General features: G+C 41.7%; 16 protein-coding genes. 2 read left to right on the top strand and 14 right to left on the bottom strand.

Going from position 1 to position 15,632, the window contains the following annotated elements:
- Positions 1 to 21: 21 nt before the first annotated feature.
- The 12 genes from J7E32_RS21085 to J7E32_RS21030 all read right to left on the bottom strand — a co-directional run bounded on the left by J7E32_RS21085 (position 22) and on the right by J7E32_RS21030 (position 9,143).
- Positions 22 to 372 carry a fluoride efflux transporter FluC gene (locus J7E32_RS21085; RefSeq protein ID WP_214911453.1) on the bottom strand — a complete coding sequence of 117 codons (351 nt, stop codon included), beginning with the start codon at positions 370 to 372 and terminating at the stop codon, positions 22 to 24.
- The gene (gene crcB, locus J7E32_RS21080; protein ID WP_214911451.1) at positions 369 to 758 is read right to left on the bottom strand and encodes a fluoride efflux transporter CrcB; all 390 of its coding nucleotides are present in this window, start codon (positions 756 to 758) and stop codon (positions 369 to 371) included. Before crcB ends, J7E32_RS21085 begins: the two co-directional genes overlap by 4 nt.
- 24 nt (positions 759 to 782) lie before the next feature.
- Positions 783 to 1,367: a GNAT family N-acetyltransferase gene (locus tag J7E32_RS21075; RefSeq protein WP_214911449.1), complete on the bottom strand. Its 585-nt coding sequence runs from the start codon at positions 1,365 to 1,367 to the stop codon at positions 783 to 785.
- A gap of 261 nt (positions 1,368 to 1,628) precedes the next feature.
- Positions 1,629 to 1,835, bottom strand: coding sequence for a DUF6501 family protein (locus J7E32_RS21070; RefSeq protein ID WP_214911447.1), 207 nt, complete (start codon positions 1,833 to 1,835; stop codon positions 1,629 to 1,631).
- Positions 1,836 to 1,903: 68 nt separating this feature from the next.
- Positions 1,904 to 2,173: a hypothetical protein gene (locus J7E32_RS21065; protein WP_214911445.1), complete on the bottom strand. Its 270-nt coding sequence runs from the start codon at positions 2,171 to 2,173 to the stop codon at positions 1,904 to 1,906.
- Between the two features lie 40 nt (positions 2,174 to 2,213).
- Positions 2,214 to 2,882, bottom strand: a complete 669-nt coding sequence (locus tag J7E32_RS21060) for an SOS response-associated peptidase (protein WP_214911443.1) — start codon at positions 2,880 to 2,882, stop codon at positions 2,214 to 2,216.
- Positions 2,883 to 3,082: 200 nt separating this feature from the next.
- On the bottom strand, positions 3,083 to 3,352 hold the full coding sequence (locus J7E32_RS21055; protein WP_214911441.1) for a hypothetical protein: 270 nt from the start codon (positions 3,350 to 3,352) through the stop codon (positions 3,083 to 3,085).
- A gap of 172 nt (positions 3,353 to 3,524) precedes the next feature.
- Complete coding sequence (locus J7E32_RS21050) at positions 3,525 to 4,619, bottom strand: threonine aldolase family protein (protein ID WP_214911439.1); 1,095 nt, start codon at positions 4,617 to 4,619, stop codon at positions 3,525 to 3,527.
- On the bottom strand, positions 4,612 to 5,181 hold the full coding sequence (locus J7E32_RS21045; RefSeq protein ID WP_214911437.1) for a GNAT family N-acetyltransferase: 570 nt from the start codon (positions 5,179 to 5,181) through the stop codon (positions 4,612 to 4,614). Before J7E32_RS21045 ends, J7E32_RS21050 begins: the two co-directional genes overlap by 8 nt.
- A gap of 159 nt (positions 5,182 to 5,340) precedes the next feature.
- The gene (locus J7E32_RS21040) at positions 5,341 to 6,981 is read right to left on the bottom strand and encodes an AMP-binding protein (RefSeq protein WP_214911486.1); all 1,641 of its coding nucleotides are present in this window, start codon (positions 6,979 to 6,981) and stop codon (positions 5,341 to 5,343) included.
- 156 nt (positions 6,982 to 7,137) lie between these two features.
- Positions 7,138 to 7,707, bottom strand: a complete 570-nt coding sequence (locus J7E32_RS21035; protein WP_214911435.1) for an FAD-dependent oxidoreductase — start codon at positions 7,705 to 7,707, stop codon at positions 7,138 to 7,140.
- Positions 7,708 to 8,009: 302 nt separating this feature from the next.
- Positions 8,010 to 9,143, bottom strand: coding sequence for an MBL fold metallo-hydrolase (locus J7E32_RS21030; RefSeq protein WP_214911433.1), 1,134 nt, complete (start codon positions 9,141 to 9,143; stop codon positions 8,010 to 8,012).
- 284 nt (positions 9,144 to 9,427) lie between these two features.
- On the opposite strand from J7E32_RS21030, the gene sda reads away from it, so the two are divergent.
- Positions 9,428 to 9,562, top strand: coding sequence for a sporulation histidine kinase inhibitor Sda (gene sda / locus J7E32_RS21025; protein WP_023627756.1), 135 nt, complete (start codon positions 9,428 to 9,430; stop codon positions 9,560 to 9,562).
- Between the two features lie 225 nt (positions 9,563 to 9,787).
- Entirely contained in the window at positions 9,788 to 10,696 is a 909-nt protein-coding gene (locus tag J7E32_RS21020) for a nuclease-related domain-containing protein (protein ID WP_214911431.1), read from the top strand.
- 632 nt (positions 10,697 to 11,328) lie between these two features.
- Here J7E32_RS21020 and odhB read toward each other — a convergent pair.
- Positions 11,329 to 12,621, bottom strand: a complete 1,293-nt coding sequence (odhB, locus tag J7E32_RS21015; RefSeq protein WP_214911429.1) for a 2-oxoglutarate dehydrogenase complex dihydrolipoyllysine-residue succinyltransferase — start codon at positions 12,619 to 12,621, stop codon at positions 11,329 to 11,331.
- Positions 12,608 to 15,463 (bottom strand): 2-oxoglutarate dehydrogenase E1 component, encoded by a 2,856-nt coding sequence (gene sucA / locus J7E32_RS21010; RefSeq protein WP_214911427.1) that lies wholly within the window; start codon positions 15,461 to 15,463, stop codon positions 12,608 to 12,610. Before sucA ends, odhB begins: the two co-directional genes overlap by 14 nt.
- Positions 15,464 to 15,632 lie beyond the last annotated feature (169 nt).

Below are 15,632 nucleotides of genomic sequence, written 5' to 3'. Positions count from 1 at the left end.
CTGCTGTGCAGTTTTCCATTCTTATAATAATCTCCCAATAACAAGTCCTGCAGCTGCACTCAATAGACCACCGATATAAGTACTGACTACATACAACACCACAGCTTTGTTTTCTTTGCTGTTGACTAGCTTGACTAAGTCAACATTCAGTGTCGAAAAAGTGGTAAATGCCCCCATGAATCCTGTGGCTGCAAAAAGATATAAATTACCCTGGATTCCTTGACCAACAATCCACCCAAGCAGAAAAGACCCAAGGAGGTTCACCGTAAGTGTAGCGACAGGCAGCACCGATTGGGGCATTACCTTTTGGACACCGAACCTTGATAAGGCTCCAGCCATTCCACCTAAAGCAACCAGAAAAAACCCACTCATTTTCCCGCCTCCCTGCCAAGTCCAGCACCAAGCTTATAACCTGCCGCGGCAAGGGCCAGTCCGCCGATAGCACTGATCACCACATAGAATATTGCCAACCCTATACTGCCGTTTTCTATCATTACCAGCGTTTCAAGGCTGAAGGTTGAGAATGTTGTAAATGATCCTGTTAGACCCGTACCAATTGTTGCCGACAGTACAGGATTCAGTTTTCTTCTTGCTATGATACGGGCTGTGAACCACCCCAAGAACAAAGAGCCTGTGTAATTGGCAATTAATGTACCCATGGGAAATCCATTATTAAATAATTCGCTTGTGCTAAGGCTGACCAAGTACCGCAAGAGGCTTCCTAACATTCCCCCAAGCCCTACTCCTAGATATACCAATGAAATAACCTTCCTTTTGCCATGCTATTTTCGATTCAATTTATCTTGTAATGCTGTTTTAATCTGTGGCCACTCTTCTTTTAGAATGCTAAAGACAACGGTGTCCCTGACATAACCGTCAGCGATAATTCGATGTTTGCGCAATACCCCTTCTCTTTGGGCACCGAGACGGGAAATAGCATTCTGGGAGCGTAAATTCCTGAAATCAGTACAAAATTGCACTCTGTTTACTTTCATTTTTTCAAAAGCATATTGGAGCATGAGCAATTTTGTTTCTGTATTCACACTTGTTCTCCAGTATTCTGGACTGTACCATGTCCATCCTATCTCAAGTGATTTATGCCCTTCTGAAATATCAAGATATCTTGAGCTGCCAACTATTTTAACCGATTTATTATCAAGGACAACAAATGGTATCTGTGTTCCTTTCTCTCTCTCAACCATTGCAGCTTCAATAACCTTTTTCATGTCTTCTTTGCTTTTGACCTTCGAAGATGTAAATTCCCATATAGCCTGATTTTGCCCGGCTTCCCACAAACCATCAAGCTGACTAATTTCCATTGGCAAAAGCTTTACAGTTTCACCATCTAGAGTGACCTTTTTATCCATCTTCCCAACTCCCAATTGGTTTTATATTCCTTTATCATACCACTGGAGAAGATCATCTGGGAATTCCTCCATTAGTAAATGTTCTTCTTTCGTTTTCTCAAACAATAGTAAAACTAGTCTTTCTTCAGAAGCCGCCTCGAAAAGAATCCCGAACGTTTATTAATATGTATATATGAACATGTACGTAAGGGAGATAGCGGCTTAATGTAAAAAAGAATTCCCAAAGGAAAGGCTGCCCGGTCTCCCGGACAGCCTGCGCACTTATTCTACCTCTTCAAAATATTCTTTGTAATAGCCGCCAACCTTGCCGGAATTATCAACAATGAAATAAAATTCCTCGGTTTCGTTTTTCACTTCATATACCTTTCCAGTTGTCAGCTTGTTATTTACAATGTATTTTTTTGCATCTGTGTGAACGCACTTAAGAGTTTTAATCGTTTCGCGTTCGTGCCAGTTCGTATGGATCATCTTCTGCACTTCCTTTAAATAAATTCTTATACTATAGTATAAAGAAAAGATGATCCATTAGGCAACAGTTAGCTGGCATTCGCTTCCTCGCCCGCTATTTTCAAACCACGCACTTCCGATTGATCAAATGTCATTGTTTCGCCCGTAATCACATTTTTCAAAGTTATATAACAAACATCACAGATTACATCTTTACGAATATATTGTAAAAAAGAAAAACGTTCATTTTTGTAAATCAGTTCATAAAATCCTGTTTTAGTAAAACCATTCATGCTAACCCCTCTTTCCAGGATGTTTTCATCTTGGTGTTTGGCTGTGTCTTTCTTTACCACAATCAAGACTTGTATTAAACATCCCGGAGTAAAAGGTATTTTTTACCTATAAACTGTTAATTGGAGCAATCAGCTCCCTTCCTTCATTTTTGGCAGAATTAATTTCGGTCGAAACTCGGTAGGCTTCCATCGCGTCGGCATCGAATGGGAGCAAAAGCTGTTTAAGTTTTTGAGGTTGAGCAATAGAACTGTCGAGCCAAATATCAAGCTTGTCTTCCGGAAGAATCACAGGCATCCTGTCATGAACTTTCTCGGTAACTTCATTTGGACTAGTCGTGATAATCGTACAGGAAGTAATCTCCTTACCATTCTTATTCCAATTCTCCCAAAGCCCGGCTAACGCAAAAGGCTTTTTATTTTTCATACCGAATCGGTATGGCTGTTTTTGTTTGCCGTCTTTTTTCCATTCGTAAAATCCGTCAGCAAGGATCAGGCAGCGCCTTTGTTTAAGGGCATGCTTGAAACTCGCTTTTTCATCAACTGTCTCAGCGCGTGCATTGATCATTCTGTAACCGATTTTTTCGTCATCCGCCCAGAAAGGAATCAATCCCCACCTCATTCTAGTCCCTATCCTGCCTTCCCCATTATCAAACACCGTCAAGATGTCCTGTCCGGGAGCTATATTGTACCTTGCATCAAGATCATCCGGATATTCGAACCCAAATTGCTCCTTTAACGTACCTATGTCCTCAAATAGCGAAAACCTTCCACACATGTTCTCTCCTCCAAATGGTGTTTTTTATTATAGTTCCCGTCCTTTTCACGATGTAACATCTTCTGTCAGAACAAAAAGCGCAAGCGCCTTGTTCAGCCCCTACAAGCGCTGGAGCTAGAATAAGAATACTCCATGTGTTAATCTACATCTAAATCCCTAACGATAAAAAAATAAGCCAAGCTTCTTTGAGCCTGACTTATCTATATTTTTTCAGCATTTAGATTCTTTTTCATTTTAACCCTAAGTGCAATATTCGCTGCTACAAGGAATGGAATGATAGATGCAATGGTAAATCCAAGTGCATAACCTGATATACTTTCATTTAAAACTCTATCGTTTATGCTAAAGCCAAGAAATGTTATACCGATGCCATCCCGATCCACATGGTCAATGACCGACCAAAGCTCAATCCCTTTAATAAGGAACAAACCACTTATGATCGACAGCAATAAAACCCATAGCCATTTCATACGACCATACCTCCAAAATCCCTAAACCCTCATCAAGTTCAGGTGTATACACTATATTATAGGGAGAAATGGTATTAATTAATATAAAGCTAGCGCAGTTGTAACAAAATGTTCATAATGATGTTCTTAATTTCGTCAATAAGGTGCTAATTATTTGCAAAATTAAATACAATCAATAAGAAAATTTCTTCTTCATCAATCTATCCAGCTGCAGAAATGCATTTTTAACAGCTGTTTTTGGGATTTCCTGATAGCGGTCCCCAATGCTCACTTCAAAATAACATGAAGATTCTCCAGTTGCCTTCAGGTGATTAATGATTCCCACTCCTGTTTCGCGAATCACTTCTACCAAAATTGTTTCTATTTTCTCTTTAGAATGAGGGAAATGGACATGAAACATGTTCGAAACTGGAATTTGCGGCAGTGTGGTAACGTTATGACAAGAATTATAAAAACCCGCAAGCTCCTTGGCATTTTCATAATACTCCGGCATTTTGTGTGATTTCTGATCGAAATAGTGGTCTGCCGAAATGATATACGGGTAGAGGCTGATCAAATCGCCGCCGTACCTCCTTTTCCAAACCTTTGATTCAGAAATGAACCCAGCTTCCCCCGCAAGGATTGCACCGGCAATCCCTCCGATTCCTTTGTAAAAAGAAAGATAGACACTGTCAAAAAGCTCGCACACTTCAGAAGCTGCCTTCTCATAAAAGGGCAGCACCTCAAGTAGTCTGGCTCCATCTAGATGCAGCTTAATGCCATTCTTTCGGCAATGTTTTGAAATTTCCACGAGAGTTTCGTAGCTAGGCAGTTGCCCGCCTATTTCCCTTTGCGGCAATTCCAGCAAAAGGCAAGCAACATCCTCATCCATTGATACAACGTCATCAAGCTCAATAACACGTGTTTCGTCTGCAATCAAGATTGTTTTAATATTATGTAATTCCTTTAGTCCATCTTCCTCATGGATTTCCAGGTGACTTAACGGATGGTATGCTACTGTTTGCAATTCTTTTTCATCACACCAAATACGCATTGCGATTTGCTGGGCCATCGTTCCGCTCGGAAAGAAAACTGCCTTCTCCTTGCCCAGGAAAGCTGCGATTTTATCCTGAAAGGCATCGATTACCTTTCCAGTTCCGTAAATATCACTATCTAGTTGTCCGTCGATATTTTCAAAAGCATCCTTCAGGACTTGAACGTTCCGTCTGCCATGGCCTGGCAATGGATAGGTCGATTTATCAAAAGCTTCCTGTAATGCACTAATCATTGTTTATCCCTCTATTCAGATTATTTAACCGTCCCATTACAATCATATTATAGAATTCGCCATCAGACAGTAGTTTGTCATTCTTCAAAATGCCCTCGATTTCAAATCCAAGCTTTTCATAAAGTCTCCTGGCATTTTCATTAGATTCCATCACATGGAGAGTCATTTTTTTAATATCGTTCTCGTCTGCCCAGGAAATCGATGCCTGTAAAAGGTTTTTTCCGATACCATAACCCCAGAATTCTTTCAAAACACCTACCCCGAACTCCACCTTGTGCCTAAACCTCTTCAAATCATATCCAGCACACCTCGAAAACCCAATAAGCCTTCCATTCGTTTCTGCCACCAAAAATATGTTTCTGGCACTCTCACTGTCTGCTTTTATAATAGATTGAAAACCCTGCGGATCAATGAATGCCTCACCAGGTTCCCTATCGAGATTTTCAGTTTCACCATCGATTTTCAGCCTTAAATCAGACAAAGCCTCTGCATCCGCTTCTACTGCAGATCGAATTGTATACTTCATATCCTTAATATTGAAACCCTTTTCACTTATAAGCATACTTGTTCCTCCATAATATACTCTTTAGTTAATTTTAGACATATAGAGTTAATTTGTATATAGAAGGAAAAGTTCAAGACAGAGTGAACATCGATTCTAAGAAATCAACGGGAAACACGAGTAAAAAAGGATGGAATCCTGAGATTCCATCCTCTACATTTATACTCTCTTTAGCTCTTCTACAGCTTCCATCGCCTGTTCTCTAAGCTTGAACTTTTGAATTTTACCTGAAGCGGTCATTGGATAGCTTTCCGTGAACTCTATATATCTCGGTATCTTGTGTTTCGAGATTTTTCCTTTGCAATATTCTTTGATTTCATCTGCTGTGGCAGACTCTCCATCCTTTAAAATAATCCAGGCCATGACTTCCTCACCATATACGCTGTCTGGGATGCCTACTACCTGGACATCAAGAACTTTTGGATGTCTGTAAAGGAACTCTTCGATTTCGCGCGGGTAGATATTCTCCCCGCCTCTAATGATCATATCTTTTAGTCGGCCGGTTACACGGCAATACCCGTTTTCATCCATTACTGCCAGGTCTCCTGTGTGGAGCCAGCCTTCTGCATCAATCGCTTCCCTCGTTGCATCAGGATTTTTATAATATCCGTCCATTACATGATAGCCACGTGTGCAAAGTTCTCCCTGGACTCCTCTTGGAACTTCCTCCATCGTGCCTGGCTTGACGATTTTCACCTCGACCTCCGGAAGCGCTTTTCCTACCGTTTCTACCCTAAGTTCCAGGGGATCATTCGTCCTTGTCTGCGTTATAACAGGGGAGGATTCAGTTTGGCCGTAGGCAATTGTTATTTCCTTAGCCCCCATTTTTTCATTGACAGCTTTCATCACTTCAATCGGGCAATTGGAACCAGCCATGATGCCGGTCCTTAAGGAAGACAGGTCGTATTTTTCAAATTCCAGGTCATTCAGCTCGGCGATGAACATAGTAGGAACGCCGTGAAGCGCTGTACACTTTTCTTTTTCAACCGTCTCAAGAACTGCCTTCGGACTGAATTCCTGGACCGGCACCATTGTGGCGCCCACTGTGGCACAAGCCAGTGTTCCCATGACACAGCCGAAGCAATGGAAAAAGGGCACCGGAATACAAAGTCTATCCTGGTCCGTAAGCTTCATGGCGGATGCAACATTATACGCGTTATTTACAATATTGCTATGGGTCAGCATAACTCCCTTTGGAAATCCAGTTGTACCTGAAGTATATTGCATATTGATGACTTCACTCTGTTTAAGCGTTGCCATTTGCTCGTCGAGTTCTTCCTCTGTCACATCATCCGCCATATCCAGGATATCCTGCCAGCTGTATGTCCCCGGAAAACGCTTTTCTCCCATTACAATGACATTTTTCAAATATGGAAGATTGCTGCTTTCAAGCTTGCCTGGCTGACTCGTTTTCAGTTCTGGAACAATTTCGTACACCATGTCAATATAAGAGGCGTCTTTAAATTGTTCCATCAAAATGATGGTCGTTGAGTCTGACTGCTTTAGAAGATATTCCAATTCAGCAGTCCGATAATTTGTGTTGACAGTAACAAGAACTGCACCCATCTTTCCGGTGGCGAATTGCGACACTACCCATTCCGGGGTATTAGAAGACCAGGCAGCAATGTGCTCTCCTTTTTTCACTCCCAGTTTCATCAATCCTCTGGCAGCTTTTCGACATAGCCTATTGAACTCTTTGTAATTCATCCTCAGGTTGCGGTCAGCATAAACAACCGCTTCGTGTTCTGGGTACTTTTTGGCTTGAACCTCCAATAATTCACCTACAGTATATGGCAGCAAATTCTCCAATCTATTAACCTCCTAGATAAGTTAAATTATGTAAGCGTTTACCTATTACTATACCACCTTAGTTTGAATATTCAATATTTTTGAAATGTATTCCTTCCTTTTTTCTAAAAATAAAAAAAAGCAGGAAAAAAAATTCCCTGCTTATCCTTATTTGTCGTGCCACATATAACTTTTCCCGGTTTCCTTTGACACTATCGATATACCTATAGAAGCGCCATGTCCCGCAGCAATAACGGATTGACTGGAAAGACCCGCTAACAAGCTTGTGATATAAAGGTTAGGGAGCTTTGTAGTTCCATCATGATCAATTCCCAGTACCTTTTTAATCTTCCCACTTGGTACCTTCTCATTTACTTCCAGTTCGAACCCAAGGCTCTCAAGCAGCGAAGTATGAAGATTCGTGGCAATAACCAAATGCTTGGAAGCAAACTCTTTACCGTCAGCCAAAATAACTGAATAGCCGTTATCATTCTTGTTGACAGTTTCCACTGCCCCCTCAATCCATTCAGTGCCTGCAGCGAGAGCCTGGTGTTTAATATTTTCGAGGAGTTTCGAACCGGTAATTTCTTTAATTCCCGGATAATTAAAAAGCTTCGAAACCTGTTTGATCTGGGATTTCCCTGAATCAATGACGGCAGTTTTCAACCCGCCCTGGGAAGTGTAAATTGCTGCCGATCCACCTGAAATCCCCCCTCCAATCACTAATACATCTAGCATCTAATACTCCTCCTGATTATGTAGCCGCCTTTTTAACTGAAAAGGGCGGTTTTTTTCGAAAATCGTAATTAAAATAATTTAGAAATCAAATAAATGACTCCTGCCAGGAGCCATACGTACGTGGCCGGTCATATAGGAGGAAAGCCTGAAAACTTTCCTTTTCCCTCTTGCCTTGTACGATTTGGTCCGATGCCTCAGGACCCGCCTTCACAATGGTTGTTTTTCTTATTTTCTTCCAAATTCTCACCTCACAAGCAATCAAGACTTAAAAAGAGGAAAGCTGGGCTTTCCTCTCTTGTTTTTTAGTGAGCGTGGTGCACAGCGCAGCGGTTAGGGCCGATTTCAAGCTCCATCGCTTCTTCTGCTGTCACTTCTTTTACACCGCGGTTGATCGCAACAATATCTTCAAAGTTTGGTGGTGTCTCGCTGGATGCTGATTGTGCTACATGATCGACAAACTCTTCAACTGTCTTGCCTTCCATGATTTCATTTTGCTTCCGAATCAAACCTAACTGGCTTCCAATGAAACCTTCTGCATTTACTTCGTCATCAAACGCAGCATAGTGGCCAGGTAAAACAATAACGTCATCAGCGATTTGTGACACCTTGCTATAAACGGTATCATACAAGTCTTTTGCCCACTCTGCAGCTTTTCCGCCTAGGTCCGGGCGTCCAAGACCATTTACAAAGATAGTATCGCCTGAGAAAAGAAGTTTATTATTCACAAAGAAAGAAACACTTCCCGGGGTATGTCCAGGTGTCTTAACAGCCAACACTTCAAGTGTGATATTCTCAAATTCAATTTTATCATGCTGTTCCAGCGCTTCAAAGTCAAATACTGCGCCTTCACTCTTCATCAGGTAGTATTTCGCTCCTGTGACATCAGCCAGCTCCTTGCCGCCGGATAGGTGGTCAGCATGAAGATGAGAATCAACGATGTGAGTGATTTTCACATTTCCCCTTTGTGCAACTTCAGTGTAACGGTTGGTGAACCTTGATGGATCCACAACAAGTGCCTCATTTTCAGAAAGAACCATGTAAGAAAGACAGCCTTTTCCAACACGAATGAATTGAAGGACCTTAACTTTTTCATCCTTATATACCTCAACTGGATATAAGTATTCGCTCCAAGACTTCATTCCGCCAGATAGATAAGAAACTTCAAATCCAGCATCAGCAAGCATTTCAGCCACCATAACAGAAGAGCCTTCTTTAGCACAAATCACTACGATGTCTTTATCCTTCGGAAGCTGACCAACCACTTCGTCTACACCATCAATTAAGTCGAAGTAAGGGATATTGAGATATTCAATATTTGCACCTTCAACCTTCCAATCTTCGAAGTCCTTCACATTTCTTACATCAAATATAAAAAAGTCCTTTTTTTCTACTACCCATTCATTTAATTTTTCAGCAGTGATAGCCTTCATACCCATAATAATTCCTCCCAGTGTAAAAAATTGATTAGGTCGAGTATCAAATCCCCATTTAATACCCTTATGGGTATATATTATAATTTCGAATAATAAAATGCAAGCTTTTTTTGTTTAATAATGTGACTATGATGTTTTGTCCTTTTTGCATGCTTCCAGAACAAGAAAATATTTCTAATAAAAAATATTCATAATGGGTTTTCAAATCTTTAATAAACCTTTACAATGAATGAAACTATATAATATAGTTTGAAAATTCAATCCATTCTTACCGAGGAGGAATGCAAATGAAAATTATGAGCAATGAACAGTTGGTGGTCTCGTATCGTGATGCATTAAAGTCGGAAAGTGATAAAGAATGGGCAAAAGTTTTAAAAACAGAAATATCCAAAAGAGGACTAAGACCGTTTAAAAACCGTTAAAAAAGAAACAAGAAAAACCTTTGTACCCTGGTGACAAAGCCGCTTGCTGCCGATTGGCAGTTAAGCGGTTTTTTTGTTTTTTTTTAGCTTATTAGAGTTTGTCTGATTATCCGGGGAAAAGTTAAGATGCTTTGCTGACACATAACGAGATGAAAAGTTAACAAAGAATTCACATATCTACTTGTGAGTTTAGCTTAAAATTAGCTTATAGAAAGGAAGTGAACCATGCTACTAAAATCACGCACTGAACCAATTGAATTAATCGCATTACGGCATTTGAACAGGCGGATGGAGTTGTCATCCCAGAAAAAATTTCAGCTTTGGACTATGGAAAAGGGTTTTACTGGAGAAGTGTTATTCGACCGGATGACCGAAACCCTCGCGGAAGAAAGATTTATCATCGACGATCTCCTGCTTAAAGTGAATAACTCATATTTCCAGCTGGATAAAGTAATCATTTCCCAGGATGGAGTCTATCTTATCGATGTCAAATATCACGAAGGCGATTACTATCTCGAAGGAGATAAATTATTTTCCGTCCGCAGCAGTCGAGAATACAAAAACCCCATCATTCAGTTGACACGGAGTGAGACTCTTTTCCGCCAGCTGCTGCAAACCCTTAAGATGAATCACCTAGTCCGTTCCTCCGTTGTTTTCAACAATCCTGAGTTCACCCTATACCATGCCCCAATGGACCAACCGATCATTCTACCAACACAAATTAATCGATTCCTAAAAGAGTTAAACAGTACCCCCTCAAAATTGGACGAAAGCCACAAGAAACTCGCCCAATCATTGCTTTCACTGCACCAGGTTAAAAATCCATTCGCCACACTGCCTGACTACCAATACGATCAACTGGAAAAAGGAATGAATTGCTCGGAATGCGGGTCTTTGAATTCCGAAATCGCTGACTATGACCTTGTTTGCGGCAAGTGCGGTACCCATGAAAGAATAGAAAAGGCAATCGTGCGGCACATAGAGGAAATCAAAGTGCTGTTTCCTGAACAGAAAATCACTACGCAAACCGTTTATGAGTGGTGTAATGGGAAGGTTAGTAGGAGGACGTTTTTGAGGGTGTTAAAAAAGAACTATCGAGCATCGGGAACGACCAAGGATACCTATTTTGAGTAATTCGAGTAGCTGTTCTGAATCAGCGGGCAGTCCTTGACAGCTTTGAGCTACACACCCGGAAACCTGTCACAATAATCACGTTTTCTTGACATTTTAGGGCTCTACACCCTGAAACCTGTCACAATAATCACGTTTTCTTGACAGCTTTGGGCTCTCAACCCGTAAACCTGTCATAATAATCAAGTTTTCTTGACAGCTTTGAGCTCTCAACCCGGAAACCTGTCACAATAACGGCGTTTTCTTGACAGCTTTGGGCTCTACACCCGTAAACCTGTCATAATAATCACGTTTTCTTGACAGCTTTGGGCTCTACACCCTGAAACCTGTCACAATAACGGCGTTTTCTTGACAGCTTTGGGCTTTCAACCTTGAAACCTGTCACAATAACGGCGTTTTCTTGACAGCTTTGGGCTTTCAACCCGGAAAGCTGTCACAATAATCACATTTTCTTGACAGTTTTGGCTCTCAACACGGAAACCTGTCATAATAACTATACATTCTTGACAGCTTTGACTTCTACATTTTAATATCTACCAAAATTCTATCGCTTTCCAACTGCTCTTCCTTTTTTCATAGAGTTCTCAAGCCCCAAAAAGCACTGCCACAAAAATTCGCGGCAGTGCTTCTAAAAGTTATCCTTGTAACAGCAGTGATTCTGGGTCTTCCATCAGTTCCTTAATTCGTTTTAAGAAAGTGACGGCTTCTTTGCCATCAACAATCCTGTGGTCATAGGATAATGCGATGTACATCATTGGCCTGTTTTCCATTCTTTCTTTATCGATGGCAACGGGGCGCAACTGGATTGTGTGCATTCCAAGGATTCCTACTTGCGGACCATTGATAATAGGTGTAGATAGCAATGACCCGAATACGCCTCCATTGGTAATAGTAAAGCTTCCTCCCTGAAGGTCCTTCAAGGAAAGTTTGTTTGTACGAGCCTTTTCAGCTAGCTCGTTAATATCATTTTCAATCTCGGCAAAATTTTTCCTGTCCGCGTCCCTGATGACTGGAACAACAAGTCCTTCATCGGCAGCAACAGCGACTCCGATGTCATAGAACTTTTTGAGGACAATTTCGTCTCCCTGGATTTCGGCGTTCAAGTAAGGAGTCTTCTTCAAGGCGGCTACCACAGCTTTCGTGAAAAATGACATGAATCCTAAACGAACATCATTCTCTTCATAGAAACGATCCTTCCATCTCTTTCTTAGCTCCATAACCGCTGTCATATCGACTTCATTGAAGGTCGTGAGCATTGCCGCTGTCTGCTGAACCTCAACCAGCCTGTTGGCAATAGTCTGGCGTCTCCGTGACATCTTGATTCGCTCAACCCGGCTATCATCATCTGATTTGCCTGCAGGGCTAGCCTTCGCAGCTTCAATTTTTTCCACAGCTGGCTTTTGGTTATTTTTTTGCTCTGGAGAATATGACTCGACATCCTGTTTCCTTACTCTGCCTAGCGGATCCTGGGAAACTACCTTGCCCAAGTCAATGCCCTTTTCCCTTGCCAGTTTTCTTGCTGCAGGTGAAGCAATGATACGTTCCGAGGCTGCCTCATTACTAGCCTGGTCAACAGTAGGTTTTTTGTCGGTGTTTTGTCCTTCGACCGAGCCATTTTCATCCTTAGCAGATTCATCTGGGGATTCCTTCACCCTGCCTGCTTCTGCAGTAGGCTGATCGTTTGCTGCGCTGCCCTGTTCACCAACAATGGCGATTGCTTCCCCAACCTTCACTGTATCTCCTTCTTCAGCGAGGAGCTCTGTTAATACTCCATCAAAGTCAGAGATAATTTCAACATTAACTTTATCGGTCTCCAGTTCAACGACATATTCACCTTTCTCGACTTGATCACCCTTTTTTTTCAGCCATTGGGCAATCGTTCCTTCGGTGATTGATTCGGCTAATTCAGGAACTTTAATCTCTGCCATTTTCATTTCCTCCTCCATTTGTCCTTGTCAGTGCATCATTTACAATTCTTGCTTGCTCCAACTTATGGATGTTCGGATCTCCCTCTGCCGGACTTGAACGTCTTCTTCTACCAATATAGGAAGCTTCCAGTCCATTCGGTGCTGCTTCATTGATTCTAGGTTCAACAAATGTCCATGCTCCCATATTCTTAGGTTCTTCCTGAACCCAGACAATTTCTTTTAAGTTCGGATAACGTTCTAACTTTTCTTTTAATAATTCAAGCGGGAAAGGATAGATTTCCTCGATTCTCAATACATGCAGCCATCCATGCTCTTCCGGCTGGATCTTTTCAGCGATATCTATGCTCACTTTTCCAGTGCACAACACCACCCGCTCCACTTTCTCTGGCTGGCTGCCAAGTCCTGGCTGTTCGATGATCGGCTTGAAACTACCTTCTGCCAATTGTCGCGGATCCGCAGCAACCGTAGGGTTCCTCAAAAGACTTTTAGGTGTCATCAAAACCAGCGGACGAACAGCTTCCTGCTTTAAAATCGCAGCCTGTCTGCGTAGAATATGGAAATATTGAGCCGCAGAAGAAAGGTTGGCAACAGTCCAGTTATTTTCAGCTGCTAGTGTTAAAAACCTTTCAACTCTTCCGCTGGAATGCTCTGGTCCCTGTCCTTCATATCCGTGAGGCAGAAGCATGACTAGACCTGATTTTTGTCCCCACTTCGCTCTGCCAGCCGCCACAAACTGGTCGAACAGTACCTGGGCAGCATTAGAAAAATCACCATATTGTGCTTCCCAAAGGACTAAAGTTTCTGGGGCGAATACGTTATACCCATATTCAAAGCCCACTACAGCTGCTTCAGATAGCGGACTGTTATGAATGGAGAAGGATGCTCTTGCGCCGGGCAAAACATGGAGCGGTGAAAATTGCTCGCCAGTTTCGCTGTCATGCAAGACAAGGTTCCTCTGGGCAAAGGTTCCTCTCTCAGAATCCTGTCCAGTAAGTCTGACTGGTGTTCCATCTTTTATTATTGAAGCAAACGCCAAAGTTTCTGCCAGACCCCAATCTATTTTACCGTTGTCAGAAAATGCATCCTTTCTTCTTTGAAGGATTTTCTCTAATTTATTGAAGACATTGAAACCTTCAGGCCAATTAAGGAGATCACTATTTATTTTTCTTAGTACGTCGATTGGCACGCCAGTTTCTATCTGTGGTATTCCCATTTCCACTACATCCGGGATATCTGGTTCGTTCGTTACTTCCTTCTCTTTTTTCGGGACTTTTTCGTATGCTTCTGTCAGCCTGCCCGATACTTTCTGCTCAATTTCGGTTCTTGTCTCTTCTGACATAGATCCTTGGTCTATAAGTTTATCACCATAGATTTTCTTCACTGTCGGATGTTTGTGGACGAGCACATACATTTCAGGATTTGTTGTCATTGGCTCATCCATTTCGTTATGGCCAAATCGTCGATACCCAATCAGGTCAATCAAAAAATCTTTTCCGAAATTCCTTCTGTACTCAAATGCCAGCCTGGCTGCCATCAAGCATGCCTCCGGATCATCTGCATTGACATGGACGATCGGTATTTCATATCCCTTCGCCAGGTCACTGGCATAACGTGTGGATCGAGAATCCATTGATTCGGTTGTGAATCCAATCGTGTTATTGGCAATAACATGAATCGTTCCGCCAGTTTTATATCCGTGCAAACGGCTTAGGTTCAGAGTTTCAGCCACAATACCCTGCCCCGGGAATGCGGCATCACCATGGATCAGGATAGCCATTGCTTTCACAGGATCATATTTCGCATAACCCGGTTCATCCCTGTCATCCTGCGCAGCACGAGTAAAACCTTCAACCACTGCACCTGCAAACTCAAGGTGGCTTGGGTTATTAGCCAATGTCAGTCTCGCATTGGCAGTAGTATCCGACTTGATTTTCCGGTCAAGTCCAAGGTGATATTTCACATCGCCAGTCCAGCCGAAATTAATTCCAATCGAACCTTCTGATGGAACAAGCTCTTTATTTGGGGCATGCTGGAATTCAGCAAAAATCATTTCATATGGTTTACCTAAAACATGGGCAAGGACATTAAGCCTTCCTCTATGGGCCATGCCAATATTGATTGTTTCAACACCATTATTGACTGCTCCACTAATGACCTCATCAAGAAGCGGAACCATTGAATCCAGTCCTTCGATTGAAAACCTCTTTTGTCCTACAAAGGTCCGGTGCAAATACTTTTCGAAATTCTCGACCTCTGTAAGGCGTTCGTATAAACTGGTTTTTCTATCTTTATTAATTTTAGGAATTAGTGCGCCAGACTCAACCTTCTGCCTAAGCCACTCTTTTTCAGCCATTTCATTTACATGTTCAAATTCGTACGCAATCGTATCGGAGTAAACCTTTTGAAGAAATTGAAAGGCCTCTTTGCCATTTCTAATGGAAGAAGGAGCACTAGGGCATACGATCTCCACTGGCATATCCATCAAGTCAGCTTCAGTCAATCCCCATTTCTCATAATCTTCAAGTTGCGGATCTTTGCTTCCAAACTGTAATGGATAAATATTGGCAGATAAGTGGCCATAAGAACGGATATAATCAGCATATCTTAATGCAGCTGCAATTTTTGCCGGAGATCCTGCTGCCTTTACTGCAGGAATTACTTGATTACTTTCATATGAAGATGAAGATTGTAGATTAGAATTTTTTTCAAAATATTCCCTGATATCTGCATCAACGGAATCCGGATCTTGTAGGAACATTTCATATAATTCTTCGACATATCCCTGGTTAGGTCCATGAAAACCCGGCCATATAACCCTGTTTCCCGACACTGGCTTTTTCACAAAAAAACCCCCTTGCCATTTCTAATATTCACTAATTATCTGTTACCCTGTAGTGCTCTTTTTTAACTGTAATTTCAAAGAATAATATTATTATTCAGATATCAACCGTTTACATTAATATTCTAACATGATATTTTCTTTTAACCAAAGGTTTTGACTATCAATATAG

Source organism: Bacillus sp. ISL-55, from assembly GCF_018613155.1.
Taxonomy (GTDB): Bacteria; Bacillota; Bacilli; order Bacillales; family Cytobacillaceae; genus Mesobacillus.
Note: the sequence above shows the minus strand (reverse complement) of the source record. Positions and strands in the feature narration are given on the sequence as shown.